Genomic DNA, 26,001 nt, shown 5'->3' on the forward strand with positions numbered 1-26,001 from the left:
AGCCGTAATGTAGACGAACGTGCGGACGCCGATGCGAACCCCGCTAGCGCGGCCGGTTACTCCAGCCGTGAGGGGTTGTCATGAGCCCCGGGCAGCTGCGCGCAGCGTTGCGCTTGTATGTGGTGCTGGGCAGTCCGAACTGCGCGGGACGGGACCCCGTGCAGGTGCTGGCGGCTGCGCTGGACGGCGGCGTCACGATGGTGCAATTCCGCGAAAAAGGCCCCGGGGCGCTGCAAGGCGCGGCCCGGCGGGCCTTAGGCGGCGAGCTGCGCCGCCTGTGCGATCAGCGCGGCGTCCCGTTCATCGTCAACGACGATGTGGGGCTCGCGCTGGAGCTGGGGGCCGATGGGGTGCACATCGGCCAAGAAGACGAAGCCGCCGTGCAGGTGCGGCGGCGGACGTCCGGCCTGATCGTGGGCGTGTCTGCCCACAATCAGGCCGAGGCGGAATCGGCGTTGGCCGCAGGCGCCGATTATTTGGGCGTCGGGCCCATGTACGCCACGCGCACGAAGCTTGATGCGCGTGAGGTGCAAGGGCCCGCAGGGCTGGCGCGGATGCGGGCTGCCGGCATCCGCGCGCCTTTGGTCGGCATCGGGGGCATCGATGCCGGGAACGCCGCCGCCGTGCTGGCGGCGGGAGCCGACGGCGCAGCCGTGGTGAGCGCGATCGCGGCAGCGCGCGATCCGCGGGCGGCGGCAGCGGAGCTGAGCCGCGCGACGGCGGCGGTGCTGGGCGCGTTGCGCCAGCGGTGACGCTGCGCGGAGCGCGCGTCCGGCGTCCTGTTAGTGCCTGTCACAATAGGAGTTGGTCAGTTGTACCGGCCGACAGCCGCCCGCTGCAGGCCCTATCCGTTGCAGGCGCTCTGCCCTCCTGCCCAAGTCTGACTGCCGCTGTACAGCCAGCGCCGGGGGGCGGGCATGTTGTGGAATCACTAAGCCTCACTTTCCCTTGGTTGTAGCTGTCATCATGCTTCCTTCACGGAACACCTTACTTTCCAACAAAGTAGTTCTTAACAATACTACTACAAAACAAGCCGCAGTTTGGCTGCAATTTCATGAACGATACGGAGGGATTTCCTTGACAACGAATCAGCAAACGCAAGAAGTGCAAACCTCGTCTTTTCCCGGCAGCCGCAAGGTTTATGTGGAGGGCTCGCGGCCGGATATCCGCGTGCCGATGCGCGAAATCGCTTTGAGTCCGTCGACGAACCTGATGGGCGAGGAGGAAGTGAACGAGCCGGTGCGCGTGTACGATACGAGCGGCTTATATACGGATCAGGAGCAAGCAACGGATATCCGCAAAGGGCTGCCGGCGAATCGGCTGGCCTGGATTATTGAGCGTGGCGATGTGGAGAACTACGAAGGCCGCGAGGTGAAGCCGGAAGACAACGGCTTGTCCGGCCCGGGAGCGAAAGGAGCCGCCGAGGTGTTCCCCGGTCTGCACCGCCATCCGCTGCGGGCCAAGTCTGGGCGCAACGTGACGCAAATGCACTATGCCCGCAACGGCATCATTACGCCGGAGATGGAATACATCGCAATCCGCGAGAATGTGCAGCCGGAGTTTGTGCGTGACGAGGTGGCGCGGGGCCGGGCGATCATTCCGTCGAACATCAATCACCCGGAAAGCGAACCGATGATTATCGGCCGCAACTTTTTGGTCAAAATCAATGCCAATATCGGCAATTCCGCCGTGGCTTCCTCCATTGAGGAAGAGGTGGAAAAAATGACGTGGGCGACCCGCTGGGGCGCAGACACGATTATGGACCTGTCGACGGGCAAAAACATCCACACCACCCGCGAATGGATCATCCGCAACTCGCCGGTGCCTGTCGGTACGGTGCCTTTATATCAGGCGCTGGAGAAGGTCAACGGCAAAGCCGAGGACCTGACCTGGGAGGTCTATCGCGATACGCTGATTGAGCAGGCCGAGCAGGGCGTCAGTTATTTTACGATTCATGCCGGGGTGCTGCTGCGTTATGTGCCTTTGACGGCGAAGCGGGTGACGGGGATCGTGTCGCGTGGCGGCTCGATTATGGCGGCTTGGTGTCTGGCGCATCATAAGGAAAATTTTCTGTACACGCATTTCGAGGACATTTGCGAAATTATGAAGGCGTACGATGTGGCGTTTTCGCTGGGTGACGGCTTGCGTCCGGGTTCGATTGCCGATGCGAATGACGAAGCGCAGTTTGCCGAGCTTGCGACGTTGGGCGAGCTGACGCAAATCGCTTGGAAGCACGATGTGCAGGTGATGATCGAGGGGCCGGGCCATGTGCCGATGCATATGATCAAGGAAAATATGGACCGCCAGCTGGAGGTGTGTCAGGAAGCGCCGTTTTACACGCTCGGGCCGCTGACGACCGATATTGCCCCGGGCTACGACCACATTACGTCGGCGATTGGCGCAGCGATGATCGGCTGGTTCGGTACGGCGATGCTATGTTACGTGACGCCAAAGGAGCATCTGGGCTTGCCGAACAAAAACGACGTGCGCGAAGGCGTCATCACCTACAAAATCGCCGCCCATGCCGCTGACCTCGCCAAAGGCCATCCGGGCGCGCAGGTGCGTGACAATGCCTTGTCCAAGGCGCGGTTTGAGTTTCGCTGGCGCGATCAGTTCAATCTGTCGCTTGATCCCGAGCGGGCGATCGAATACCATGACGAGACGCTGCCGGCCGAAGGCGCGAAAACGGCGCATTTTTGCTCGATGTGCGGACCGAAGTTTTGCAGCATGCGCATTACGCAGGATATTCGCCAATACGCGCACCAGCAGGGACTGGAAGAAGAAAAGGCGCTGCAAAGCGGCATGGAGGAGAAGGCCCGCGAGTTCCGCGAGGCGGGGAGCCAAATTTATAGCTAGGCCGGAGCGACTGCTCCCGGTACCGATAAAGCGTCTTTGCCGATTGCGGCAGGGGCGCTTTTGTTTGTTTCACTACTCCCTGCCGGCAAGCTTCATCAGATGCAGAGGCGGACAAGGGGGGCGGAACGCAGGTGATATTTTTTCACCCTACCCACGATGGTGACAACTGGATATGATGGATAGGAAAACGTTTTCCTATCTTTTATTTTCCAAGAGAAGTATGCTGCAAAAGCTTATGTTCACATGGTGCTTTCACGTTTATTCATGAGTTTTTGTACATACGAGATCAAGCTTGGGGAGGTGACGGTTATCGGGGCATGACGGCGCGAGAGTGTGAGGCAGGCTTGTGGGGGAACCTTTTCTGAAGGCAAGAGGAATCATTTCATTTAAAAGGAGAGATCATTGATGAAAGCTTCATGGACCCGACCGCGCGGCATCTGGCGCAAAGGATGGGGGACAAAGGGGTTGGCGCTTGTGCTGATGCTGGTGTTGGCGCTGCCTTTTGCAGTCGCGGGCACGGCTTCTGCGGATTTTGGTACGAGCAAGGTACTGGTGAACCAGATCGGCTATTTGCCGCTGGCCAACAAGGTAGCGACGATTGTCACGCCTGCGACGATGACGTCGGGCACAACCTTTAAGGTCATTAACACGACCACGAATCTGGCGGTCAAAACAGGAACAACGACGGTAAAAGGGCTGGACAACGCTTCCGGCGACTTCGTGCACAAAGCGGATTTCTCGGATGTCACGGCGCTGGGCACGTATCGCGTCGAGGTTCCGGCGCTGACTACGGGCGGCGTTAGCGTTAATTTTGTCGTGGCTAACGACATTTATCCGAATTTGCCTAAGGATGCGATGGGGTATTTTTATTTTCATCGTCTCGGTGCGGACCTGGACGGCTTCTCCGGCACGCCTTATTACCGCAAAGCGATTCACGATTGGAATACGGCGATTTCCTGCTATTATCCGCGCGGAAACGATAGCTTTGACGGACCGATTTACCCGTCTACGATTCCGGCTGACTGGTGCGGCGGCGAGAAGCTGAATGTGAAAAACGCTTGGGCCGATGCGGGCGATTTCGGTACGTATCCGGTCAATCACGCGATTTCGGCTTGGACGTTGCTGAATTTGTATGAAGTGGACCCGACGGTGCTTCCGAACAACTCCTTAAACGTGTCTCCTGCGGAGAAAACGAACGGCGTGTCGGACTTGCTGGATGAAGTCAACTTCGGTTCGACTTATTTGCGGGGGATGCTGCCGACGAATACGTCGCTGCTTGCTTCCCATAAAATCACCAACGACGACTTCGGCATTCGCCCGGGCATTGACCCGTGGTGGCAGGATTCCTGGTCGGTGAAGAAGGATACGTTCTACAACTGGAATGTAGCCAATGGCACCGGCAATCCATCGCAGATTTTTGCTTCGAATATCGAGGGACTCGTCCATTTTGAAAATAAAATGAATGATTACATCCTGAACGGCGCGCTGCCGATCGGACAAACCCGAAATACGCTGCGTTACGCCCAGCCGCCTTCCACTGCAGCGACCTATGCGGTAGCGCGCGTTGCCGCTCAATTGGCGCGGACGCTTTCTGCCAGCACCGATGCTACGACGCAATTGGATGCGCAAAAATATTGGGCCACGGCCAAGGATGCTTGGCAGCGCGCTACGACGTTGCCGACGATCATCCGCAATCAGGTCGATCATCCGGCCGGAGATCCGAATTCGCGGCAATTTGAATCGCCCGGTGGCGGCGACTACCCGGATGCCGTCATTACAGACGATAAGTACGCAGCGGCGGTTGAAATGTATTTGACCGCACATAAGCTCGGCGATGCCAACAAAGCTACCTACAAGAGCGCTGTCACCGGCGCGGGCTCGGAGTATAAAAAGGTGGCGCTGTTCGACTGGCAATCCAGCGGTCCGTCCGGCTCCTTGTCCCTGATCACCGTGCCAAACGATTTGCCGGCTGCTGACATTACATCGATTGAAAATAACGTATTGAGCTTTGCCGACACGCAATTGACGACGATTGCCAGCGAAGGCTACCCGACGCCGCTTGCGCCGATCTGGAATGCCGGGGCTAACCGTTACGAATACGACTGGGGCTCCAATGCGCTGGTGGTCAACAAAATGATCATGCTGGGCCATGCGTTCGAAATTACCAAAAAACGCGGAACGCCGGACCTGAAATACCTCAAGGGTATGTATCAGGCGATGGATTACCTGATGGGTACGAACGCATTGAATATTTCCTTCATTACAGGCTACGGCCAATTCTATGAAAAAGTAACGCATGACCGCTTAGCTTACAATCTGTATCACTTCGATAATATTCCTTATCCGAAGGGTTGGTTGGCCGGCGGTCCGAACAATGCTTCCAATGGCGACGGCGTAACGCCTTCAGGTCTGCCTCCAGCCAAAACGTATGCCGGCTACGGCACGGACGGCAACGTTCAAGCGTTTGCTTCCAAGGAAAATACGATTAACTGGAACGCGCCGCTGGCTTGGGTGGCTACCTACATGAATGCCAACAAAAGCTATCTGACCGGCTCTACGCTCGGCACGAGCACGCTGAGCGCAACGGCAGGCAACGCCTCGGCCAGCATCAGCTGGACGGCAGCGACGGGAGCCACAAGCTATACGCTGCAAACGTCGCCGACATCGACAGGCACTTTCTCGAATGTGACGGGCGCAGTCGGCACAACGTCGTTGAGCTTCAACGCAAGCGGCTTGACGAACGGCACGACGTATTGCTATCGCGTTGTCGCGACGAACGGCTCGTCCACGACGACCTCGAACGTCGTCTGCGTGACGCCGACGGTGTCGTTGGGCACAAGCACGCTGAGCGCAACGGCAGGCAACGCCTCGGCCAGCATTAGCTGGACGGCAGCGACGGGAGCCACGAGCTATACGCTGCAAACGTCGCCGACATCGACAGGCACTTTCTCGAATGTATCGGGCGCAGTCGGCACAACGTCGCTGAGCTTTAACGCTAGCGGCCTGACGAACGGCACGACGTATTGCTACCGCGTTGTCGCAACGAACGGTTCGTCCACGACGACCTCGAACGTCGTCTGCGTGACGCCGACAGTGTCGCTGGGCACAAGCACGTTGAGCGCAACGGCAGGCAATGCCTCGGCCAGCATCAGCTGGACGGCAGCGACGGGAGCTACAAGCTATACGCTGCAAACGTCGCCGACCTCGACAGGCACCTTCTCGAATGTGACGGGCGCAGTCGGCACAACGTCGCTGAGCTTTAACGCAAGCGGCCTGACGAACGGCACGACGTATTGCTATCGCGTTATCGCGACGAACGGCTCGTCCACGACGACCTCGAACGTCGTCTGCGTGACGCCGACGGCACCGCTCGGCACAAGCACGTTGAGTGCAACGGCAGGCAACGCTTCGGCCAGCATCAGCTGGACGGCAGCGACGGGAGCCACAAGCTACACGCTGCAAACGTCGCCGACCTCGACAGGCACTTTCTCGAATGTGACGGGCGCAGTCGGCACAACGTCGTTGAGCTTCAACGCAAGCGGCCTAACGAACGGCACGACGTATTGCTACCGCGTTGTCGCGACGAACGGCTCGTCCACGACGACCTCGAACGTCGTCTGCGTGACGCCGACGGCACCGCTCGGCACAAGCACGTTGAGTGCAACGGCAGGCAATGCCTCGGCCAGCATCAGCTGGACGGCAGCGACGGGAGCCACGAGCTATACGCTGCAAACGTCGCCGACCTCGACAGGCACCTTCTCGAATGTGACGGGCGCAGTCGGCACAACATCGCTGAGCTTTAACGCTAGCGGCCTGACGAACGGCACGACGTATTGCTATCGCGTTGTCGCGACGAACGGCTCGTCCACGACGACCTCGAACGTTGTCTGCGTGACGCCGGCAGGCGGCTCCACACCTACGTTTACGCTGGAATACCACCGCGATACGGACGGTAATGCCACGGATAATAAGGTACACGCCTTCTTCCGCATTACCAATACAAGTGCAGCAGGTTCACCGGCCGTTAACTATTCCGATCTGAAGATCCGCTACTGGTACACCAAGGGCACGACGACGGCGGAGACTTTTACAAGCGACTATGCTCCTGTAGTCAATACGAGCAATGTGCTTGGCGCAACGTACCCGTGGAGTCCATCCGTCACAGGAGCCGACACCTATATGGAAATTGGCTTCAAACCGGGACCCACGCTGGCTGCAGGCGCAAACAGCGGTGAAATTCAGGGCCGCGTCAACAAAGTCGATTGGACGAATTACAGTGAAGCCGACGACTACTCGTACCTGCCGAATCAATACAGCTTTGCTGCGAATAACAAGGTAGCTTTGTATTATCAAGGACAACTGGTTTGGGGAACCGAACCGAGCACGCCAAGCATTCCAGCCGCTCCTGCTTCTCTTACAGCAACAGGCGGCAACGGCAGCGTGGCCTTGAGCTGGCCGGCTTCTACCAATGCTACCAGCTACACGGTTTACCGGAGTACAACCAACGGCAGCGGTTATACTGCGCTTTCGGCTGGCACAGGTATATCGGCAACGTCGTTTACCGATACGACTGTAACGAATGGAGTCACTTACTATTATGTAGTAAAAGCAACGAATAGCGCCGGCTCCAGCGGCAACTCGCCACAAGCGAGCGCTACGCCGAATGCGACTGCAACCAGCCTGGCTGTACAATACCGGGCGATGGATACCATTTCGGTTAACAACCAGATTCAATTTGTGGTATCGATCAAAAACAACGGCACTGCTCCTGTGAACTTCAGCGATTACAAAATCCGCTACTACTTTACAAGTGACGGCGCCACAACCTTTAATCTTTTCTGCGACTGGGCTTCGGACAGCAGCACCAACCAATGCGGAAATGTCACACGGCAAGTTGTGGCGTTAGCTACGCCGGTGTCGGGTGCAACCCATTACGTGGAGATCGGTTTTGCCTCCGGTATGGGTCAGGTTCCTGCCGGCACGGTTAGCGGCAATGTTCAAATCCGCCTGCATAAAGGCGATTGGTCGAACTTCACGGAAGCGGGAGATTACTCCTTCGATCCATCCAAAACAACGCTGACGGACTGGAATAAGGTCACGCTGCTGAATGCGTCCAATGTCATTCTTTGGGGCACGGCTCCTTAATTCAGAAGCAAAGCGATTATAGGTAACTAAAAAAAGCGGGGTTTTTCCTTGCAGACGGTGTAAACGGTCTGTTGGAGAAGCCTCGCTTTTTCATGCCCGAACAGGCTGTTCCGGCACAAAAGCTGCATGGGGGCTGATCGGAAGCCGTTTGATGACAGGACGAGATGGCTCTGCGAAACCACTTCGGCTTATTTGGCGGTTTTGGGCGTCTTTTAACATGCAGGGGGCTGGCAGCGGCCTTTTAAAGCGGTGTTACTCTTCCTGTTTTTCCTGCTCCTTGATCACTTGCTCGATGCCCAGCAAAATTACCTTCAAGCCGAATTCAAACGCTGTATCGCTGCCCATCAGCTCGAACAGATTGTTGGTGAACATTCTTCGGAAGAGCCCGGCATCCGCTTCGCTCATGGCGTCGAGAACCTGAAGCAGCCCCTCGCCCGGCAGCGCCTCTTGCGCCTCCAGCACCGCCGACACATTACGCTCATGCTGATAGTCGTCGAGAACGAAGTAGAAAACAAAGTTCACCAGTGTGGTCACCACCTGCATCTTCTGATCCTGCTCCAGCGGCGTCTCTTCCACACAGAGCAGCATGCGGTTGGTAAACCGGATAATGTCCGGCTCGTGGGGCAGGGTCATCATCATCAACTGCGTAGAGCAGGGATAGCGGCGCAGCACGTTCCGCACGGTTGCCGCCAGCACGGCCAGTTGCTCCTTCCAGTCGCCGTCGGCATGGAATTCCTCCAGGATAATTTTTGACACCTGATTGGCCAGGCGCTGATAGAGGTGCTGCTTGCTTTTGAAATACCAATAGAGGGAGGGGGCTTGAATACCAAGCCGGTCGGCCAAGCGCCGCAGGCTGAATTTCTCGATGCCTTCCTCGCCGAGTAGCGCCCACGAAGCCTCCAAAATCGTATCCTCTGAAATTTGCGGTTGTTGCTTTTTCATCCGTATCCGCCCTTTTATCTAACAGTGTAAGTTTTTGCTTTACAGGTCCATGTATTCATGATATCATCTTACACTGTAAGGTTCAATCTTACACTGTTAGTTTAAAACGAAAAGGAAAGAAGGGAACCGCATGGAAAACGCCAATCTCCATTACTTTGAAAAAGCGTCGATTGCCAAAGCTGTAGCGCATTTTGCGGTGCCGATGATGTTGGGCACATCGATGAGCGTGATTTATTCCATTTTGAATGCTTACTTTCTTGGCACTTTGAACAATACAGCGATGCTGTCTGCGCTTGCGTTGACCTTGCCGCTATTTGCCGGCATTATGGCGCTCGGCAATCTGATCGGCATTGGCGGGGGTGCGTTTATCTCCCGTTTGCTGGGAGAGAAAAACTACGATGAGGTCAAGCACGTGTCCTCGTTTGCTTTTTACAGCAGTCTCGTATTAGGCGTAGTGGTGATGGCCGTGGGCCTGCCCTTAATTGATCCGATTGTGCATGGACTGGGGGCTACGCCGGAATCGTTCGGATTCACGAAGGACTATGTCACGGTCATGTTGATCGGCTCGCCGGTGGTCGTTTTGTTTTTTACCTTGGAAAATATCGTGCGCGCCGAAGGCTCGGCCGTAACGTCCATGCTCGGCATGATGCTGAGCGTGATCGTCAATATTGCGCTGGATGCGCTGGTGATTTTCGTGTTTCATTGGGGCGTGATTGGTGTGGCGTCGGCGACCGTGGTCGCGAATCTGGTTGCGTGTGCCTTCTACGCCTTCCATTTGGGCGTGAAGAGTCCTTTTTTGACCGTCTCCGTCACTTGGTTCAAGATCAGTAAAGCTATTGTGAGTAATGTTTTCAAAATCGGCGTTCCCGTTTTTATTATGAGCATCTTTCTGGGAGCGATGTCGCTTATTTTTAACCATTTTCTTGTCGAATATGGCGAGCAGGCGGTGGCGGGGTACGGGATTTCATCGCGGCTGCTGCAATTTCCCGAATTTGTGCTGATGGGGCTGTGCGAAGGCGTCGTGCCGTTGATTGCGTTCTCGTTTACGGCGAATAAATTGCGCATGAAGATGACGATTTCGTTTACGATCAAAACGATTGTGGCGTTAGCCGTCGTGTTCGGCATCGTTGTGTATCTCATTTCGGACCGATTGATCGGGCTGTTTACGAACGACCCGCAATTGATTGAAATGGGCAGCTATATTTTGCATGTGACGTTCCTGTCCTTGTTTATTACAGGGATGACGTCGTTGTTTACGGGGATTTTTCAAGCGACGGCGCAAGGGACTGCCGCGTTTATTATGTCCGTTATTCAAGGAATTACGCTGATTCCGGTGCTTTTTATCGCCAATCGGCTGCATGGCTTCCACGGGGTGGTGTGGTCGCTCGTCATTGCCGACGCTGTTGCGTTTCTGGTCGGGGCCGTGATGCTGTACGTGCTGCGCACCCGGCTGCAGCCGGATCTGGAGAGCTTGCTGCAGCCGGATTGAGCAGAGGGAAGGGCGAATCGCCTGCGGCTGGGCGAATTTGACATCTTAGGCCCCTCGCCGTATGATACGGGTAAAATGACCGGGCCGCCGCGTCCGCGCCCTATGGCGGTGCAGAGTGGAGCAAGGCTGAATGGACGGGGACGGAAGCTGGCCAAATGGGGGGCCGGAAGGCTGGGAGACCGGAAGACCGGAAGACCGGAGGACCAGAACGCCGGATGATCTGGAAGGCCAGATGACCGGAGGACCCGGAAGGCCGGAAGGCCGGATGATCTGGAGGGCCAGATGACCGGAAGACCGGAGGACCCGGAAGCCCCGACCCGACGGCGTGGCCCGGAAAGAGGAGGATATCCCGATGTTGGACCCAAGACAAACAAAGCTGGCCGACGTGCTGGTCAATTATTCCGTGAAGGCGAAGCCGGGCGAGAACATCCTGATCGAAGCTTTTGGCATCGATGCGATTTTCGTCAAGGAGCTGGTGAAGAAAGTACATGCCGCGGGCGCGCATCCGTTTGTGCAACTGCGCGATCATACCGTGCTGCGCCAGCTGGTGATGGAAGGAACGGAAGCGCAAATTCAGGCGTGGGCCGATATCGACGCTTACCAGATGCGGAAGATGCAGGGTTATATCGGCGTGCGCGGCGGCGCGAATATCAACGAGATGTCGGATATTCCGGCCGATCGGATGAAGCTGTACAACTCGATTTACAGCCGACAGGTGCATTTTGATATCCGCGTCAAGGATACGCGCTGGGTCGTGCTGCGCTACCCGACGCCGTCGATGGCCCAACTGGCCGGGATGAGCACGGAGGCGTTCGAGGCGTTTTATTTTCAGGTGTGTACGATGGATTACAGCAAAATGTCGCGGGCAATGGACGCGCTCAAGGCGCTTATGGACCGCACCGACCGCGTGCGGCTCGTCGGGCCGGGCACGGACCTGCGTTTTTCGATCAAGGGCATCGGCAGTGTTAAATGCGACGGCGAGCTGAACATTCCGGACGGCGAAGTGTATTCGGCTCCGGTGCGCGATTCGGTGAATGGCGTGATCAGCTTCAATACGCCGACGCCACACGACGGCTTCACGTTCGAGAACATCCGCTTCGAGTTTGAAAACGGCAAAATCGTCCAAGCGACCGCTAACGATACCGAGCGGATCAACGAAATCCTCGATATCGACGAAGGCGCGCGTTATGTCGGCGAATTCGCGATTGGCGTCAATCCGTACATTCAGCATCCGATGAAGGATACGCTGTTTGACGAGAAAATCGACGGCAGCTTCCATTTTACCCCGGGCAATTGCTATGACGACGCCTACAACGGCAACCGCTCGTCGCTGCATTGGGATATCGTCAATATTCAGCGCCCGGACTACGGCGGCGGCGAAATCTGGTTCGACGACGTGCTGATCCGCAAGGACGGCCGCTTTGTCGTGCCGGAGCTGGAGCTGCTGAATCCGGAGCATTTGAAGGCTTAATTGGATATGGATGCGTATGAATGCCATGTGCGGGGAGCTGCATGTGGCATTTTGTGCAGTTTTTTGGTGGGAGGCGGCAATATGGAGTCGGAAAAGTCCGGTATGATGACGTATTATGATATTTTGAAGATAGGCTTGAAATTGTTTGGCATTTATTTAGTGCTTAGAGGCGTATACAATTCTTTCACTTGGGGCGAACCATTTTTTACTATTTGAAATAATATTTTTCATGATTATTTTCATGGTTTTAAAGCTGTTACTTTTGTGCAAAAAAATTAACAAATGCGCAAAGAAAAATTTGCATGTTTGCGAAAATTATTTTCATTTAATTCTAAAAATGGAAGCTGTATGATGGTTTTAGCTATCAGCAGCTTCTATTTTTTGTGCTCGCAGATGGTGAGACCGGGCTGTATGTTTTACAGCAAAAGCTCGAAATATTTTACTGGGAATTCCAAATCTTTGAAATACTGCTCCGGAGGCTGTATTTCGACTAAAAATTGCGTAGGGGAAGGGAAACATGCTCATGAAACGAACGATGTTGGCTGGTCTCGTATTTGCTTTACTTACTCTCGGGCTACTGCCTGCCGAACATATACAGGCTGCTACTGCGAATCCAAAAGGCAATGAACGGACCCAACCCGCTGCCTCTTCTGGCGACGAGGAGCAGCAGGTCGTGGTCACTTTTAAGAATAAAGTTGATAAAACGCTGCTGAAGGGAAAAATCAAACGCGAGCAAAAGCGCCGTCCTACGGTCGCGGTGAAGATGTCGAAAAAAGAGATCGAAAAGTTGAAGAAGGATGCCTCTGTCTTGTCGGTTGAGCCGGATATCGTCATGGAAGCTGCGGCACAAACGACGGACTGGGGAACCTCCGACATACAAGCGCCGGCAGTCTGGCTAGAATCATCTCTATAGAATTGCCCACAAGCTCATTAAGTAAATTACATTTTGAGAATTCAAGATTAGATGGCATAGCGAACGCATACTATGCAGAAACAGACTTGCTTAACTCAATATTTATTAAAGTTACGGTGGTGAAATAAATTTGTCCAAACATGTTAAAGTTAAAATTACATGGGTATCCGAAGAAATGAATGGGAAAAAGATTGTACCCGTTGGAAAGTATTCAACTGCTGCTCGATTTAGAGATTTTCCTGTCGATGAAACTTGGAGTGTTATAGTAATATCAGAATCTGAAATTGATGCTTCAAGAACAGGGATTTATGACCTTTGTTTTCTTTTCGGAGAAGATGCCCCAGAGCATCTATTATATTCAGGTCATTCATTCTATTTAATTGAGGGCAGAAAAGTAGCGGAAGGTGTGGTTATTTAGTTAGTTACTCCAGAAAAAGTGGGAGTACAATAAGCAAAATAAAAGGAATTCGATGCCTCAAAATGGAAGTTGCTATTGTCCAGATAATAATCCACGAGGGGGTCGAATTCCTACAGGACATGAATTCGACAGAGCCCCTCAAAATCTTTTGAAGGGCTGGGAAAATTCTAGCTCTCAATCCAGCTAAGAAAGTTAGTTGTCCTCAATGTGATAGTAGTTACTTGCAAGTAAACGATGTGAGAAACGAAAATAATCGTTCTCAGCTTGAACGGATTTTGACATGCCCTTCTTGCTTAGCTACAAATATACTTAGATTAACCAGACCTATTGTAGAATAAGTGACCTGAGGTTACCGCCTTGCGAACAACGCTTGGCGGTTTCTTTTTGCCGTGGCTACGATAACGGCAAAAAATCGTTCTTGGAGCTTCATGGCATCCAAGCGCCAGAGAAAGCCGACTGCCTTCGGCAGCCAGCTATGGCCTCACCGGCCTTCAGCGGGGTCGGCGGCCTGCCTCCAGTGGCTTCCCCGCAGGGAGCGCTGTCGACCTTCCAACCTTGAAGGAACAGGCTGCGCCGTGCGCTTTAGTTGGGAAGTCGGCCAGCGCCGTTTATTTGCATCATGCGGCGGCTGGTGAACATTATATGGAATAATCAAAAACAAGACGCCGTACCGCTTGCCGGAGCCAGTGAAGAAAGAAAAGTAAGCATAATTTGACGCAAAAGTAACGATTAGTAAACAAAAGTGAATGTGACGAGCTTTCTTTTATATGTGTGGAGAACACAGCCCAAGCGAAGGCGTGGGAGCATTCTTGGTTTGAAGGGCTGGAGCTCTCCCGTTGGCTGGCGGGAAGCTCATCTGCTTAAATCGAAAAAAATACAATCAATTAAAAATTGTTCGTAGCAGGTAACTATACAAGTCAGCAATTACAAGATGAGATAACAGACTGGTCTCATGTAACCTCTAACGGTAAAAGAGCTATTTCACTGGGTCCTTACAGCCGAAGAATGGATGAGTGGCAAATGTTTGTCTATGGAGATTACAAACGGGAATGGATTACTAAATTGCCGAAAGGGAAAAAATAAAACTCTTTGAAGGAGATCAAGTGTAAGATGAAAATACTCATTTGCCTATTAATAATTTTCTCAACAATCTGATCCACAGGATGCAGTAACGGTATTCGTACAGAGCCCAATACCTTAACTCAACCGATGGAAAGTCCATTACCTGCCAATGGAGAAAAAAGTAATTCATTTTACGGAACCTGAATCGTGAAAAAATTACTTGCTAGCACACAGACTACAACTCATAGTGAGGAAGACATACAGTATTTGTTAAATAAAGAGATAACCTATGCTGCTGATTTGGTGACTTTATATTTTGGTGCCGTCTTAAACAATCCATATTATAAAGTGTATTCAGTCGGTGAAGAAAAATTTTTGAGTGATAATGATAGTGAGATTACCTTTAAGCAATTAGGCATTGAGACAAAGTCGGTTACTGAAATTCTAGTCTATGAAAATGAACAATCGAAATCACCGTGGATTGGATACGAGACTGAGAAAAATAAAATGGGTTGGTCCTTTATAATTAAAGACAAAGATACATTAATTATGGGAAGTGGTGGGGATTACTTCGAACTCGTGAGGAAATAGTAATGATAGAAGAGCATTTCGGGATTTTTTATATAAGCTTTGTGAACACCGCCTTGCTTTCATCGTTAGCGAAAACAAAGGCTTTTGATGGTGGCTATAATATGTCTGGTAAGTGGATTGCAGATAATCTGTCCGATGCCGAAACTTGGCTAACATTGCCGCAAATGAAAGGCAAAACTAGAATAATATCTGTTGCTTTGCCAAATGTGGTGAATGAGGCGTATTATAGTACAAAATTAGATGGTGTTGGACCTGCACATTATTTCGAAAGTGACGTTCTTAGTTCGTCGCATATTACGGTAAAGGTGGTGAAGTAGCTTGTTTGGTAAGTTGACCGCCAGAATAAACTGGATTCCAACTGAACAAGGTGGGAAAAATAGATTCCCGATTAGAGATTACTCAACCGTCGCTCATTTTTTAGAGGATGACCCAGAACAAGGCTGGAGCGTTGTATTGAAAATAGACGCGAATCCTGAATCATACATGAGTATTTGTGACCTTTCATTTTTATTTCCAGAAAGAATACCGAAAAATCTTATACACGTCGGAAGTAAATTCATGCTTTTTGAATCAAAGAAGGTTGCAGATGGGGAGATTATAGACATTTTTTCAAATTAAAGAGGCACCACAATGCGACTAATCCTTGCGTTGTGGTTTTTCATTTATCCCTTTATGCGGTTTCTTTTTTTGCCGTAGCTATGATAATGGCAAAACAATTGCTCGCGGCGCTTCACGACTCTAAGCCCCGCGATCTCGAAGGATCAAAGCCGATTGGCCTTCGGCAGCCAGCCAAGTCCCCACCGCACCTTCGACGGGATCAGCCATTATCATGTCGAGAGTGGCGATGATTGATTTTTGGAAAATGTTAAATGGAGATAAGACTATTAAGGTTTTTAATCCAGTCGATGGGGGTTAAGTATGGATTACGTGGCGGTTCTGGAAAGGGTAAGTCAGGTAATTGAAGAGGAAGTTTTGATTAATATTAATGGTATCACTTTTACTGGTTTCTCTACTCTGTGCCCGTATCCAGTTGTTGAGGGCAAACAGTACAAAGTTAAATTGGGTTTGACTATATTAGACGATGTTATAATAAAGCAATTAGATCAACCACACGAGAAATTAATCCAAATAGGTGAGGGGTTTTCTTACCTTATTAGGGGTAGAGTAAAGGACAATACATTGGAGTCGATCGTATCGTTTGAAGACGATTTCCTGTTAGACTTTGCGTATCTGAATGGAGAGTTTATAGAATTATATGTAGACCGAATCAGTGTTGAGTTCCTATAATGCGTATTTAAGCGACGGGAAATTCGCTTCAAGATCAGAACTATTAGCAAGGAGCTGATGTCAATGGAACTTGGCAACATCGATCCAGAATTACTCAAATTGGCGAGACGTTTAAACTTAAAGGATACTCTTCCCCAAACAGCACTGGAAAGAAATTCGCTATTTTATCCGCTAGTCACTTACGTTAATCACACAATTGCGCTTTCTTTAAGTGGTTCCTATGATGCCGTAGCGCTATTCATCTCAAGAGCAGATAAGGAGTTAAACATTTTAATTGGCAAAAATAAAGCAGACGAAGTTTACCTGCCATTATGCCAAAAGTACTTGTCTATGCTCTCTAATCATTTAATAAAGCATGCTCTTTTAGGGGAGCAAGGTGTTTCGATGTTACCGGATAAGTACCTTGATGAATTATGATTGTGGAGTTTACTTTGAATCCTTCGATTATCGTGTTCAATAAGGAGACCGATAGTAAATGAAAAAAATAATCAGTATAAGTATTACTTTGATTGCTGTAATTGTCATCCTCTGGGGAGGAAAGGGGTACGTAGCAGGTTATCATATTACAGTGTTATTTAAAAAAGGAGCAACCATTGAGATAGCGGAAGATACAGTAAAAATGTTAAAGGGCAATTCAAAGTGTAGTAACGCCGGAAAGCTGGATGCAAACAATAATAAGGATATAGTAGTTGTTTGTTATATTGAAAAAAAGGGAGCATATTTCCAAGTCGTATCTCTGATGAATAAGGTCAGAGAAGATAATCTTTGGGTTGATCAAATAGGTTTTGATAAAGATTTTAGAGATAAAGAAAGAGAGAATTAAACATGGAGGAGACGCCTTGCGAACCCACAGGGCATTTTTTTCATTATTGTATAAAATAGGTGCTAATGTCAGTGAAGCGATTTTCCCGGAGGATTCAATGAAAAATAGAATAATACTGATACTTATATCCGTACTTGTTGGAGTCGGTTATCTTCCTCTCATGCAATCTAATATGTTTAATAGTTACAGAAAATTATTCTCCAAAAATTTCCAATTGCTATTGGAATTGCTTCCACTTTTAGTAATAATATTTATTATCAGCTTAGTGATGCAAAAAGGAAAAGTAAGGTTATTATTTATATTTGGAGTTGGAATAAGCTGTTCATTAGTTTCCATGCTTGCCTATTTAGCAGTAAAGATGTTCTTCTCATTAAAAGATTTCTAATTTTTGAATTTGTAAGGAGCGTACTTCATGAATGACAACGAATTGAGGAATATCCTCCTCTCCATGCATCACTTGTTTATTTATGTGCGTGCTCATATGCGTGAACAGCTTAGTTTGCATATTTTAAATAAATGTAGAATAGCGATGCGTTCTCTGGAACAGGGGGAATGCCATTCGTTGGACTCCTTTTATACCATCATAACATCTGACCTGACAGCTCAGGAAAGCCTGCAAATCAGCTATGCGTTCAACAGTAACGATCTGCATGCACCCGGTGGGCCAGCCATACAAAAAGGTTTCTTGTCGTTTATGACCGAAGCGCTGGATATCACTTGCACGAAAATAGATGAAAAGGATTATGATTGTGCATACAGGTTAATAGATGCTCTTCATGCGTTACCTGAAATGTTGGCAAAAGGAAAGCTTCATGCCTCCTCCTACTGGAACGTTTTTATTAAAGGAAACGATCTGGAGGACCTATTTCTCGTGACATGGAGACGGCATTTTAAACCTTCAATTAGGAAACGTAATTTTTAAAATTTTCACATACTACAATTCAGATCGCGGGGTCTACCCAGTATGGTACAGATCTTTCATTCGGTTCAATTAAAAAGAATAACCGTCGTATGCGATCCCCAATTACGTAATTACGGACAAATGCGAGATGGCTGTCAGGACTTCAACGCCATTTTTAGTAGTGGGAATGCCTACGGACTCATTGGTGAGTGCGGCATGGGCGGTTGGGCGCTGTCGTATGTACTAAGTGGAAAAGCAGAGATCCAAAGTGGGGAGATCTTTTTGGACCAGACTCCAGCAACCTCTTCATGTTTGTCGAAGGTCGGCTGTTATGTGGGGGAGGGTTATTTGAACAAACGCTTTTTGGGCGAGAAGACGATTCGTCAACAGATCATGCAAGGTCTAAAAGAGAATAGAAGTAGCTTCTCATTACAAGAAATCCTTGATTTGTTCGAACTTTCATCATCCAGACTGGACAGGAAGCTGGACCAAATCAGTAATGAAAGATGGAATGCTTCAGCAGCGATTGGTTTTGCACATGGAAAGCGCATCTATAGCTTCCCTTGGCTAAATACGGCTTGGATCCATCGGTTGAACCAACGTATAGAACATTGTGTAACGGTTCTTAAACAGTATGGAGCCATTGTTCTTATTCCAACATCCCATGCCGCTTCATTGAGTGAGATCGTAGACAGCAGCATTCCAATCTCTAACAGATAATGATGAAAATTGTGGTTACCGCCCGCCTTGCGATCATCGCTGGGCGGTTTCTTTTTGCCAGTACTAGGAGCAGATCTAATCGATTCCGAGCGCTTCGCTTTGTCAGAAATCAACCATCACCTCCGTTTCCTCCGCCTCCACCCGATTTCCCTCCAACAAATTCACGCAAAACGACCCCGCAGGCCCAATAATGGTGTAAAATAGGAGAAACACAGGAAACTCAACACGAGGAGGCAGGAACGTGCCGGATGGCAAGTATGTAAAGCTGACAGCCCTGACTCTGGGAGTCGCGGTTTTGAATATTGCGTTGTTTTCTCCCGGCATGATCGGCATCCGCATCGGTCAGCATCCGCTTTCTTCGGCGGTAGGCGTGACGGTGCTCTGCGGCAGCGTGCTGGCGCTGGCCTATGGCAGTTATACGCTGCTGTTTGCGCCGCGCGCCGCCGCCGGAGCGGTCAAGCAAATCAGGACGCAGGAGGAGCTTGTTGAAGCCTGGTCCCGCTACAAGCGCGTTCGGGCTTTGTCGGGCTACGTGGACACGGGGCTTGGTCAGTGGGAGCGCTTCAGGAAGAAAAAAGACGCGTTGCTGGACGCGCTGAAGCAGCGATTCGATCTGGCGGGGCTTAGCTACAGGAAGTTCGCTGCAGTGATTCTGGAAGCGGAAAAGCTGTTTGAGCTGAATTTCAAAAGCATGCTGGGCCGGCTGCAAACCTTCGACGAAAAGGAGTTCGAGAGCGTGACGGCCAAGCGCGGGCCGGCGCTGCCGCAAGGGCTGCTACAGGAGCGGGCCAACGTGTATAACGAATATCTTTCGTTCACGGAGAGCTCGCTTGCCGCCAACGAGGAGCTGCTGCTCAAGCTGGATAAGCTGCTGCTGGAGCTTTCGCGTCTAGACAGTCTGGAGCTGAGCGACATCGAGAATATGCCGGGCATGCGGGAATTGGATACGTTAATCCGGCAAACTCCACATTACAGGAAATAAGAGGGGGTACATATGTCAACCAAGAGCAAGTTTCTTCTGGTATCTGTGACGCTGCTGGTCGTGGTGTTCGGCCTGGTCTACGCGGGAATCAGTTGGACCTCCAATTGGGGCAAGTCGACGGCGCAGGTGACGACCGAAGACGCGAATAAGCATTTGAATAAGCTGTTCGCCGATATTGCTCCGGACACCGAGACGCCGACCAAGGGCCAGATTGATCTCGACCCGGTCGATGTAGCGGCGGCGCTGCCGGATATTAATAAGTTTACAGTTACGGTGCCGAATACGAGCAATGATTTTGTGGAGATTTTCTCCTCGACCGAAAAATCGGGCACAGGCGTAGACGGCTGGCTGGCCGACGTAGCGACGGAATTCAATAAGGCCAACGTTTCGGTGGACGGAAAGGCCGTTTCGGTCAAAATCCGCAATATCGCCTCGGGGACAGCAGCCGATTATATCCAGTCCGGCAAATACGTGCCGGATGCCTACACGCCGTCCAATGAATTATGGGGCGAAATAGTCAAGGCCAGCGGCGTCAAGATCGACATGGTCGCTCCGCGCCTCACCGGCAATGTGCCCGGCATCGTGATCGCCAAAGCGAAATACGACGCTCTGATCGGCAAATACGGCGCAGTCAACGTCCAGACGGTGACGGACGCGATTGCAGCCAATGAGCTTTCGATGGGCTATACCGATCCTTTTGCCAGCTCAACTGGGTTAAATTTCCTGGTGACTGCGCTGTATACGTTCGACAGCAGCAATCCGTTAAGCGACAAGGCCGTGCAGGGCTTTGCCAAGTTCCAAGCCAACGTGCCGTTCATTGCGTCGACGACGATTCAAATGCGCGATGCGGCCAAGTCGGGTGCGCTGGACGGATTTGTGCTGGAATACCAGACGTTCGTCAATGCGCCGGATTTGAAAAACGGTTATGTGTTTACGCCATTCGGGGCGCGGCACGACAGTCCGCTGTATGCGCTGGGAGACCTGCCGACGTGGAAGCTTGACACGTTGAAGAAGTTTGCGCAGTTCGTCACGCAGGAGAAGTACGTAAAGTCCGCTCAGGACAAAGGATTTAATGGATTGGAGTCGTATCGGTCCGAGCTGGCTCCGGTGGACGGCAAGCTGTTGTCGGCTGCGCAAAAAGTATGGAAAGAGAAAAAGAACGGCTCCAAGCCGATCGCCGCCGTATTCGTGGCCGATATTTCCGGCAGCATGAACGGCGAGCCGATTAACCGCTTGAAGGAGTCGCTGCTCAAGGGGCAGAAGTTCCTCGGCAGAGACAACAGCATCGGTCTGGTGGCGTATTCGGACGATGTAACCATTAAACTGCCGATTGCCAAATTCGATACGAATCAGCAATCGATGTTTGTCGGCGCCGTCAACAGTTTGCAGGCCGGAGGCGGCACAGCGACGTTTAATGGCGTTGTCGTTGCTTTGAAAATGCTGGAGGATCAGTTGGCGGCGAATCCTGATATGAAGCCGCTGATTTTCGTGCTGAGCGACGGCGAGACGAATAAAGGTTATTCGCTGAAAGACATTAAAGGGCTTGTTGAAACGTATAAAGTACCGATCTACACCGTAGGCTACAATGCCAACGTTCAGGCGCTTCAAAGCATTTCCAGCATCAACGAGGCTGCGAGCATTAACGCGGATACGGATGATGTGGTCTATAAGCTCGGCAATTTATTTAACGTCCAAATGTAGCGCACGCGAAGGGGGATTTCAATGTCATTTTCTATGGAAGTGTCAAGCCCGGAACAAATTCAGGCCGTGATTGAAGAGACGGTGAAGCCGGTGCCGGAGGAGGTCGCCAAGCTGAAGGAAGCGGCGGAGGCGAATGTCGCGGCGATTTGGTCGCTGGATGTAGAGTCGCTTGATAAGCGAAAGGAGATTTTGCAATCCATCGACACGTTTGGTCTGCGTACAATGAAATCGTCCTCGGACAAAAACGCACTGCTGCAAGTGTCCGTCGGTCAGCTCTCCAAGGTCGGAGACGAGGGTGGACCTGTTGCCAGGGACCTGGCTGAGCTGCATATGCAGCTCAAGGATTTGGACCCAAGCGTGATTGATTTTGCCAAGAGGGGCTTTCTCGGCAAGCTGTTGAACCCGTTACGGTCTTATTTTGTGAAATTTGAAAAAGCAGATGTCGTCATCGCCGATATTGTGGCATCGCTCGACAAGGGCCGGGCGGGTTTGAAAAATGACAATACCACGCTGGAGCTGGAGCAGCAGGCGCTACGCGATTTGACCAAAACGTTAAAGAAGGAAATCCAGCTCGGCATGTTTATGGACGAATCGATTTCCGCCCAGCTTGAGCTCGCCCGGCAACGGGGGGAGGACCCGGAGAAGGTCCGGTTCATTACCGAGGAAGTGCTGTTTCCGATGCGTCAGCGCGTCATGGATTTGCAGCAGATGCTCGTGGTCAACCAGCAGGGCATTATTGCCTTCGAGGTGGTCATCCGCAACAACCGGGAGCTGATGCGCGGAGTGGACCGGGCGAAAACGGTGACGATTTCCGCATTGAAAATCGCCGTTACGGTCGCTGCCGCTTTGTATAATCAGGGAATCGTGCTGAAAAAAATCGTTTTGCTCAATCAAACGACGACCGATTTCATTGCCGCGACCTCGCGCATGCTGAACACGCAAGGCGTGGAGATTCAGAAGCAGGCGATGGAAACGGGCGTTTCGGCCGATACGCTGAAGCAGGCGTTTGCCGATGCGCTGGCTGCTTTTGATTCCATCAGCACCTACAAGCAGCAAGCGCTGCCGAAAATGCGCGACACGATCCAGCAGTTCCAGACGTTGGCTGACGAGGGCGAAAAGCAGATCGTGCGTATTGAGAAGGGCCGGGCGTTAGATCTCTGAAAAAATTTGCAACCAAAAAGCGCGAATGAGAAGGCTTTATGCCTTTCCATTCGCGCTTTTTCAATATTAAGCAGCTTCAGTAACGGTTCAACTTGTCACAGTGTCTAACTGCTCATGCGCACGCAGCACGACTTCGGCTACTAACCTGTCTACTTGTGCCAAACTGTGCTGAGGCATAATCGCCGCTTTGGCTTGCTGGCCGATACAGGAAAGCTGCCACTTATGAACCATATCCGGCGCAGGTCGTTGAAAAACAACCAGATTGGAATATGGATTCACAAAGCTTGTTATCCCGGCTTCATTTAACGTACGCGACATATAGGCGGCATTGTCGATGCATTGATTGATTTTAAACGTCCATTGCTCTCTTGTAAGATCCGTTAGAGCGTGATAGAACAGAACAGCGGCTAATCCGTTACGCGAGCCGTTCAATGTGGTGTCCTTGGAGTTGAGATACTCAATTTCTTTTTCCATATTGCGCATGATCGATTTTTTCGTCAGAATGATACCGCAGGGGACAGGGACTCCAGGCATTTTGTGACCGGATACAGACACACTGTCAAAGCTTTCCCCGTTAATTCCATAATCGCTTTGCAAGTTGGGGATAAAGGGGAGCATCATGCCGCCCAGCGCACCATCCCCATGCACATAGACGTGTTCGCGGGATATCCCCTTCCTGTTGAACACCTCCAAAGCCTGATTGGCGGAATCATAGGCGCCTTTGAAAGTTGTGGACAGGTTGCAGATCACAATGGCATCTCGATGCTGATCGATCACGGCTTCCAGATGCGTATAATCCATTTCTCCATGAGGCTGAGACCGAACGACGACGGATTCCAGTGAAAAGGCCAGGCACCCTTTGGCTATGGAGTAATGGGTATCCTCCGAGTAATAGACGACAGGATTCTTTAACGAAAGCTTCCCGTATAAAAGAGCGGCCAGATTGCCTTCAGTTCCGCTGGAGGTCAAGTAACCCCAGGACTCCTCCATGTTCCACAGTGCTGAAAAATAATTTACAATTTCAATTTCATATTCACGGCTATCCAGCCCGTAGTTAGAGGGAATAAACGGATCACCAATATTATTGATGAAATAATCCAATAACCAGCCGAATTGCGAATAGGAACGATCTGCGTTGTATTGGAATCCGAACTGATGGAGCTTCAGCTGCTGGAGTTTGTTTTGGTAGAGATTAAGCATGTTTGAGATACCTCCGCAATTCTACATCCGAGATATAGTTATTGAACGACAGGAGTTCATTTTTGAAAAATTGACTGTAATGCGCGTGCGCCGTTGTGCCTAATTGCTCCAGCACTTCACCAGAGCTGCGGAAAAAATCGACAGCCTCGGAGAAGGAGGGGAGACCGCGTACAGCTTCGAAGGCTTGCCGCGCAGCATTGTTTTGCAAGCCGGAAATGCCGGAATAAATAAGCGCTGCAATCGTCAGATAAATATTGGTGTCGGAACCGGGCAGCCTGAACTCGAAATGTCCCTTGGCGTCGTGAATGATGCGGATCGTACTCGTTCGATTGTCCATTCCGATGGAATGATCAACAGGAACCCAGGAATTGGAACGCAATCTTTTATACGAATTGTGATTGGGTGCGTAGAAGCACATCCAGTCCGACAAGCGGCTGAGTATGCCTGCGATAAAATTCTGCGCTTGCGGAGAAGTGCAAGGAACGGGCTGGCCGTCCTGCCCGGCATGTAAGCTGACGTGCAAATGGAAACCGGAGCTTGCGTCATCGATCGAGGGCTTGGCCATGAATGAGGCAAGAAGTCCTCTGCCGGCAAAAAAGGTTTTGATGATTTGTTTGGCCACCAGTACCTGGTCGGCAACAGTAAGCGCGTCCGTGTATGCGAGTGTAATTTCCATTTGCCCTTTCCCGGCTTCGCATTTGAGGCCTTCGCAGGAAATGGGGGAGGCTTCTAGCAGCTCCTTGAGCTCACTCCATTGATTCAAATGTCCGAAGGTGCTGACAAAATCATAGTCGGTGTCGTAATCGACTATCGGGTCAAGGCGGCCTTCCGTTTCTTTAAATAGGTAAAATTCCATTTCAATGCCAATTTTGATGTGCAAATGCTGATCGTCCAAGCGGCGGAGCGCTTGATGCAAGACCCGTCTCGGGCACACAGCTACAGGTTCCCCATCGGGATGGAGGGGACTTCCCAACAGCAATTTTGTGGATTCAACAACGAATTCTTTAAGCAAGGAATCTGCTGCCCGCTGATGCAAGAATACATCGCCGAACCCGCTTTCCCAGTTGAAGTCGGGAAGGTTGGGCCACGTAGTCATACTGTAGTCGGTTACGTATAGATAATTACAAAAGCCAACAGCGGTATGAACGTTCAAGAATTGCGAATTCATCGCTTTTACTTTCAATCTGCCCACACAGTCTACAATCCCGAAAAGTGTAGTTTCACTCATATGATCCTCCGATGCCAGATTGCCCTTTAGCTACTGCGAAATGTAAAAATAAATACACATAAACGTACATGGTAATCAATTTGTGTATATTCGGAGCCCATGTGATGTACCGCATCGTACCGCTCAAGCTGCAGGCCACATACACGATGAAGCGTACGAGCTCGTCGGGCTGAGGCTCTCTGCCCAGATACGTCTGTAATACCCATAAACTGCGGTTCAAATACAATTCAAATTTGTGCAGCGCTTGGTCTGCGACATGAATAACCTGATTGGCAGCATCAATATCATGGTAAATTTCATAGCCGATATGATCGTTGGATATAAACGAATGGCAAATCGAAGCGATGTCGTACAACGGATCAAAATACCCCGTCTTCGTATTGCTTTTATTATCCCAGGTGCAACGCGGATCAATAAATATCAAATCCTGATTGACTTGATCCCAGATAATGTTGCCGAAGTGCGGGTCGCCGTGAATCAGGGACTCCATTAACGGTGCATTTCGCTCGTAAAGCTGGACGGCCGCATCGTACAAATTCCGGCTGGTGGGATGCGTCTCATTGTTAAACAGGAGGTTGAAGTGCTGCAATTGCTCGAAACGGAACTGACGGAGTTCGTCGGTTTGAGAGGCCAATCTGGTTTCAATATGATGAATGATCATCGGACAGGTTAAGATGATTTCAAGCCTTCTTTGAACGATGACTTTGTGATAGTCGGACGAATATCTGTCCGTAGAAACGGCATGCAGCAGTTTTATTTTTTTTACAGCTTCCAGCGTCAATCGGGTCATTTGTTCATCCAGCATCGGATTGATGAGACTTTGAAAGTACTGTTCCAGCGTCTCCCCTTGTATGTATGCCATCGTATAGGATGAAATCTTGCCCAGCTTCATTTCTGCGATTTCCGGAAAAATCGGCTTGGCTTGTACGCTTTTCTTCAGCAACTGATTGCTTTTGATGATGAGCGAAGCTTCTTCGTAGGCTCTGTGCTCATCAATCGTTTTAATTACCCAACAACGCCCGTCTGTATCCGTAATGACCTTCAGGGAAGTCGCTTCCAGCCCTGGAGCGAGCTCATGTAATTCTTCTTGAATCATCATCTTCAAGCAACA

23 protein-coding genes are annotated in these 26,001 nt (G+C 50.8%); 19 read left to right on the plus strand and 4 right to left on the minus strand.

The genetic code is table 11. The features are described from left to right. The first annotated feature begins 80 nt into the window (after positions 1-80). The 3 genes from thiE to B5M42_RS17125 all read left to right on the plus strand — a co-directional run bounded on the left by thiE (position 81) and on the right by B5M42_RS17125 (position 8,001). On the plus strand, positions 81-752 hold the full coding sequence (gene thiE / locus B5M42_RS17115) for a thiamine phosphate synthase (RefSeq protein ID WP_134757770.1): 672 nt from the start codon (positions 81-83) through the stop codon (positions 750-752). A 424-nt stretch (positions 753-1,176) separates the two neighbouring features. After that, complete coding sequence (gene thiC / locus B5M42_RS17120; protein WP_230632976.1) at positions 1,177-2,856, plus strand: phosphomethylpyrimidine synthase ThiC; 1,680 nt, start codon at positions 1,177-1,179, stop codon at positions 2,854-2,856. Between the two features lie 405 nt (positions 2,857-3,261). Then, positions 3,262-8,001, plus strand: a complete 4,740-nt coding sequence (locus B5M42_RS17125; RefSeq protein ID WP_230632965.1) for a glycoside hydrolase family 9 protein — start codon at positions 3,262-3,264, stop codon at positions 7,999-8,001. Between the two features lie 252 nt (positions 8,002-8,253). Here the strand turns inward: B5M42_RS17125 and B5M42_RS17130 are convergent, their stop codons facing one another. Beyond that, on the minus strand, positions 8,254-8,943 hold the full coding sequence (locus B5M42_RS17130) for a TetR/AcrR family transcriptional regulator (protein ID WP_134756823.1): 690 nt from the start codon (positions 8,941-8,943) through the stop codon (positions 8,254-8,256). A 130-nt stretch (positions 8,944-9,073) separates the two neighbouring features. Here B5M42_RS17130 and B5M42_RS17135 point away from each other — a divergent pair, with 130 nt between their 5' ends. From B5M42_RS17135 to B5M42_RS17210, 16 genes are all read left to right on the plus strand, one after another. Then, positions 9,074-10,432, plus strand: a complete 1,359-nt coding sequence (locus B5M42_RS17135; protein WP_134756825.1) for an MATE family efflux transporter — start codon at positions 9,074-9,076, stop codon at positions 10,430-10,432. A gap of 352 nt (positions 10,433-10,784) precedes the next feature. Then, on the plus strand, positions 10,785-11,903 hold the full coding sequence (locus B5M42_RS17140; RefSeq protein ID WP_134756827.1) for an aminopeptidase: 1,119 nt from the start codon (positions 10,785-10,787) through the stop codon (positions 11,901-11,903). Positions 11,904-12,420: 517 nt separating this feature from the next. Further along, positions 12,421-12,816, plus strand: coding sequence for a protease inhibitor I9 family protein (locus B5M42_RS17145; protein WP_134756829.1), 396 nt, complete (start codon positions 12,421-12,423; stop codon positions 12,814-12,816). A 130-nt stretch (positions 12,817-12,946) separates the two neighbouring features. Continuing rightward, on the plus strand, positions 12,947-13,234 hold the full coding sequence (locus B5M42_RS17150; protein ID WP_134756831.1) for a hypothetical protein: 288 nt from the start codon (positions 12,947-12,949) through the stop codon (positions 13,232-13,234). 1,269 nt (positions 13,235-14,503) lie between these two features. Beyond that, the gene (locus B5M42_RS17155) at positions 14,504-14,887 is read left to right on the plus strand and encodes a hypothetical protein (RefSeq protein WP_134756833.1); all 384 of its coding nucleotides are present in this window, start codon (positions 14,504-14,506) and stop codon (positions 14,885-14,887) included. A 2-nt stretch (positions 14,888-14,889) separates the two neighbouring features. Beyond that, positions 14,890-15,204 (plus strand): hypothetical protein, encoded by a 315-nt coding sequence (locus B5M42_RS17160; RefSeq protein ID WP_134756835.1) that lies wholly within the window; start codon positions 14,890-14,892, stop codon positions 15,202-15,204. Between the two features lies 1 nt (position 15,205). After that, positions 15,206-15,505: a hypothetical protein gene (locus B5M42_RS17165; protein ID WP_134756837.1), complete on the plus strand. Its 300-nt coding sequence runs from the start codon at positions 15,206-15,208 to the stop codon at positions 15,503-15,505. Positions 15,506-15,805: 300 nt separating this feature from the next. Beyond that, positions 15,806-16,174, plus strand: coding sequence for a hypothetical protein (locus B5M42_RS17170; protein ID WP_134756839.1), 369 nt, complete (start codon positions 15,806-15,808; stop codon positions 16,172-16,174). A gap of 63 nt (positions 16,175-16,237) precedes the next feature. After that, positions 16,238-16,591 (plus strand): hypothetical protein, encoded by a 354-nt coding sequence (locus B5M42_RS17175; RefSeq protein WP_134756841.1) that lies wholly within the window; start codon positions 16,238-16,240, stop codon positions 16,589-16,591. A 58-nt stretch (positions 16,592-16,649) separates the two neighbouring features. Then, positions 16,650-16,997 carry a hypothetical protein gene (locus tag B5M42_RS17180; RefSeq protein WP_134756843.1) on the plus strand — a complete coding sequence of 116 codons (348 nt, stop codon included), beginning with the start codon at positions 16,650-16,652 and terminating at the stop codon, positions 16,995-16,997. A 16-nt stretch (positions 16,998-17,013) separates the two neighbouring features. Beyond that, entirely contained in the window at positions 17,014-17,382 is a 369-nt protein-coding gene (locus B5M42_RS17185) for a hypothetical protein (RefSeq protein ID WP_134756845.1), read from the plus strand. Between the two features lie 27 nt (positions 17,383-17,409). Then, the gene (locus tag B5M42_RS17190; RefSeq protein ID WP_134756847.1) at positions 17,410-17,919 is read left to right on the plus strand and encodes a hypothetical protein; all 510 of its coding nucleotides are present in this window, start codon (positions 17,410-17,412) and stop codon (positions 17,917-17,919) included. Positions 17,920-17,961: 42 nt separating this feature from the next. Continuing rightward, complete coding sequence (locus tag B5M42_RS17195; protein WP_230632966.1) at positions 17,962-18,618, plus strand: hypothetical protein; 657 nt, start codon at positions 17,962-17,964, stop codon at positions 18,616-18,618. A 241-nt stretch (positions 18,619-18,859) separates the two neighbouring features. Continuing rightward, on the plus strand, positions 18,860-19,600 hold the full coding sequence (locus tag B5M42_RS17200) for a hypothetical protein (RefSeq protein ID WP_134756849.1): 741 nt from the start codon (positions 18,860-18,862) through the stop codon (positions 19,598-19,600). A gap of 12 nt (positions 19,601-19,612) precedes the next feature. Further along, positions 19,613-21,301 carry a vWA domain-containing protein gene (locus tag B5M42_RS17205; protein WP_134756851.1) on the plus strand — a complete coding sequence of 563 codons (1,689 nt, stop codon included), beginning with the start codon at positions 19,613-19,615 and terminating at the stop codon, positions 21,299-21,301. A 21-nt stretch (positions 21,302-21,322) separates the two neighbouring features. Further along, complete coding sequence (locus tag B5M42_RS17210) at positions 21,323-22,462, plus strand: toxic anion resistance protein (protein ID WP_134756853.1); 1,140 nt, start codon at positions 21,323-21,325, stop codon at positions 22,460-22,462. A gap of 87 nt (positions 22,463-22,549) precedes the next feature. Here B5M42_RS17210 and B5M42_RS17215 read toward each other — a convergent pair whose 3' ends face one another. Genes B5M42_RS17215 through B5M42_RS17225 form a run of 3 tightly spaced genes read right to left on the minus strand, consistent with a single transcriptional unit; the run spans position 22,550 to position 25,989 of the window. Continuing rightward, positions 22,550-23,662 carry a histidine decarboxylase gene (locus tag B5M42_RS17215; protein ID WP_134756855.1) on the minus strand — a complete coding sequence of 371 codons (1,113 nt, stop codon included), beginning with the start codon at positions 23,660-23,662 and terminating at the stop codon, positions 22,550-22,552. Next, entirely contained in the window at positions 23,655-24,890 is a 1,236-nt protein-coding gene (locus B5M42_RS17220) for a type I glutamate--ammonia ligase (RefSeq protein WP_134756857.1), read from the minus strand. The genes B5M42_RS17215 and B5M42_RS17220 overlap by 8 nt, the downstream gene beginning before the upstream one ends. Next, positions 24,883-25,989 carry a phosphotransferase gene (locus B5M42_RS17225; protein ID WP_134756859.1) on the minus strand — a complete coding sequence of 369 codons (1,107 nt, stop codon included), beginning with the start codon at positions 25,987-25,989 and terminating at the stop codon, positions 24,883-24,885. The genes B5M42_RS17220 and B5M42_RS17225 overlap by 8 nt, the downstream gene beginning before the upstream one ends. Positions 25,990-26,001: the final 12 nt, after the last annotated feature.

The sequence above is a fragment of the Paenibacillus athensensis genome, from assembly GCF_004514475.2.
Classification (GTDB): Bacteria; Bacillota; Bacilli; order Paenibacillales; family NBRC-103111; genus Paenibacillus_AL; species Paenibacillus_AL athensensis.